Annotated in this window: 4 protein-coding genes; all 4 read left to right on the plus strand. The window is 37.8% G+C overall.

Going from position 1 to position 3,101, the window contains the following annotated elements; all coding sequences use genetic code 11:
- Positions 1-695: 695 nt before the first annotated feature.
- The 4 genes from H4O21_RS23890 to H4O21_RS23905 all read left to right on the plus strand — a co-directional run bounded on the left by H4O21_RS23890 (position 696) and on the right by H4O21_RS23905 (position 2,771).
- A complete protein-coding gene (locus H4O21_RS23890; protein WP_182812327.1) occupies positions 696-911 on the plus strand; it encodes a hypothetical protein in 216 nt (71 codons plus the stop codon).
- A complete protein-coding gene (locus tag H4O21_RS23895) occupies positions 904-1,251 on the plus strand; it encodes a low molecular weight protein tyrosine phosphatase family protein (protein WP_182812330.1) in 348 nt (115 codons plus the stop codon). Before H4O21_RS23890 ends, H4O21_RS23895 begins: the two co-directional genes overlap by 8 nt.
- A gap of 125 nt (positions 1,252-1,376) precedes the next feature.
- The gene (locus H4O21_RS23900; RefSeq protein ID WP_182812332.1) at positions 1,377-1,943 is read left to right on the plus strand and encodes an Lcl C-terminal domain-containing protein; all 567 of its coding nucleotides are present in this window, start codon (positions 1,377-1,379) and stop codon (positions 1,941-1,943) included.
- Positions 1,944-2,426: 483 nt separating this feature from the next.
- Positions 2,427-2,771: a DHCW motif cupin fold protein gene (locus H4O21_RS23905; protein ID WP_182812335.1), complete on the plus strand. Its 345-nt coding sequence runs from the start codon at positions 2,427-2,429 to the stop codon at positions 2,769-2,771.
- Positions 2,772-3,101: the final 330 nt, after the last annotated feature.

A 3,101-nucleotide genomic window follows, 5' to 3' on the forward strand; every position in this document is an offset into this window, starting at 1 on the left:
ACAATCCATTAAAGCTGGAAATACCTGTTTTTGAAAAAGTGGGGAAACAGTTGTGCATAGCCCATAGTCGTCAGAACTACGCACTGCTCAGCTATAAAAATTCCAGCCATAAACTATACGTTTAATCTATTGTTTCCTCCATACACTCTTTTTTCTGAATCGTACTGGCAATGAGAATGTCGCCAGTATTTAAAAGCGACTTCCCACTTATCATATGGGTGAATAATATTATGCACAGCAAAGGAAAATTTTTTTTAATGATTGTCATATTTGTTTTTCTATTATGATTGTCTCAAAAAATAATTGATGCTGCAGCTCATTTTTACGATATATCTAGTTGTGTTTTAGGTCAAGTTTTTTTAATCGGTTAAATTAATATTGTACATTATATAGTGTATGTTTTTTTGGCTGTTTATGGTTTTGTTGTATACGTTATGTTATGTATAAAGATTATATTGTTTTTGTGGTGGTAAATAATGTTTTATATTTCTGAGGGAGATATTTCCATCACCTGAAAGCAGATTGATGTATGTATTATGATGAGGTATTCCTTCTATCTGCATAAGGCAAAAAAAGATCTTCTGGTCTAGGATCAAATAATATATTGAAGAATACAGATTGTTCATTAAAATTAAGATGTTTACTTTCCGTGTTATCGCGGCTGCTGAACCCGATAATCACAATAGGAAAGATCAATGTCTGAAGACAGAAACAGAGCCTGGAGAAGGTTCAAAGACAGAATCAACAATGGAAAAGGCATGGGTTCAGATGAATTATTTAAGCCTGAAAAGAAATGGAAGCTAATGTATTCGCGTCGTCGAAAAGTAGTGCGTGCCAAACAGCTTGGTTTCGATTATCCAATTAAAAGCCAGAGGCAATTGCTTGATCAGGAGTTACCGTCAGGTGAGTAAGCGCTTAAATCTTCTATTCATCTGTAGCCGCAACCAATGGCGCAGCCCTACAGGTGAAGCAATCTGGAAAAAATGCTCTGGCTTTGATACCCGTTCTGCAGGAACAAGTCCTAATGCCAGAAAGAGCGTCAGCCCGGCGGATATCCGCTGGGCTGACTATATCTTTGTAATGGAAGATAAACATAAAAATAAGCTATTGGCTGAGTTCTCTCGTATGATGAACCATAAACCTTTATATGTATTAAATATTCCTGATGAGTACCGTTTTATGGATCAAGAACTAATATGTGAGCTTAAGGAAAAAGTTTCTTATTTTTTATCTTTTCATATAGCTGGTTAGCTATTATTTAGTGATTATAATGATCGCTCGAGAGTCCCCTGGTATAGCTGTTAGTCAATGAAAATCCTGACGAGTGTGAAAAAATATCATTCTTTAAATATGGCGTTTCAGGAGTATAATAAAAAATGCGGTTTATAATAAAACGAGTCAAATATGCGTGCATAGGGCGTATAAAAAGAAGATTTATACCGATTCTGTTGTGGGGTGGGTGCTCTGTACTATCTGGGGCTGTGTCTGCAACTTGCAACACCGGTTCCATTCCACTAACAACAGAGGCCGGAGTACGATTTATACTGCATGATGCCACAGCATTTGACACTAAGACAGGCTTAACCTGGCTACGCTGTAGTGCTGGTACATACTGGGATGCTAATGCTGGATGCGTGGGCGATGTAAAAATAATGAGCTTAACTCAGGCAGAGCTGTATGCTGCCAATACAGGAACAGATTGGCGAGTGCCAACAATACAAGAATTATATAGTATTGTAGATATCAACAGCACTAACCCTGCAATTCGTTCTGACATATTCCCTGATATAAAAAACTTAAGTGAAGGCGCGCCATATTGGAGCGACAGTGAAGTGGAGGGTTTGCCTTCTCTGTTCTATTACATTGATTTTATTGATGGTAGTGTTGATGGTCATTCCAATGGGTTTCCACTAGCAGTCCGGCTAGTTCGAAGTGGCCGATAGAGATGTATGTTTATTATCTATTTGATACTTCATGTATACTAAATAATATTTCGGAAAACTCAGTGCTCCATATTAATGCTTATATCTTCTCCGATAACAGGCCATAATAATATAGTTGTCGAAATTTTTTATATAGGTGTTTACATCCTGACGATAAAATATATGTGCAGGGTCAAGGATGGTTAACAATTCCTTGTCAAAAATAGAGTGGTCGTCATTCTCTGAACACCTGTATGCTGGTTTATTCAACTGTATGCTTATTTTTTTACGTATCTGTATCTATTCTGTCTGCTTGCAGTCTTCCCATAATGATTGGGCAGGTATGGACTGGAACAGATTCTAATCCGGAATTTTCAGTCACATACCTGAGCACAGGGGTTTCGAGTATCTCCGGACAATAGCAATGGCTGGAGAGTACAGCACTGTTCCGCAGAGAAACCTTTGTTCAGGTGTTTAATATTTTTAATTTTAGAGAAACGAAAAATGAGCAACATACCTTTTCAGACAATAGACTGGTCGTCACTCCCTAAAGAAGAATACGTAGGCATTACAGGGAAAGCGTTCTGGCAAACTATGCAATTTGATGGCTTACGGGTTAGATATGTAGAGTATTCTGAAAATTATGAAGCTGACCATTGGTGCGAAAAAGGTCATATTGTTTATTGCATCAAAGGTGAGGTTATTAATCGATTAAAAGATGGCACTGAATCTATATTGAAAGAAGGGATGTCATATATTGTTTCGGACGATTTAAGCTCCCATAAATCAATAACAGAAAATGGAGTACATCTGCTGATTATTGATGGTGATTTTTTAAAGCTGACATAACAACAAACAATTCTATGTGTCACCAAACCGCAAGACTGACATTTCATTGCTATCAAATATGGATTTTATCGTTTAGCCATTTAACGCTAAAAGCCGTTTTTCAGTGGCACTTGCCAGGAAATAATAAGGTTCTGGTATTGGTAACGGCTTCACGCCAATCAGGCTATCTGAATGCTGCTTCTATCCAGGCCAGAGCGGCTCCCGCCGCTCTGGACTGAACTAATACAGTTAAAATTAACTACCTAGTCAGCCCTGAAAAGCCCTTAATAGACTGTTTTTAAAACAAATTAGCTATTCAGGCATGGATCATTTCGACCAGGAGCGGTAAGC

The sequence above is a fragment of the Oceanospirillum sediminis genome, from assembly GCF_014164585.1.
GTDB classification, from domain to species: Bacteria; Pseudomonadota; Gammaproteobacteria; order Pseudomonadales; family Halomonadaceae; genus Oceanospirillum; species Oceanospirillum sediminis.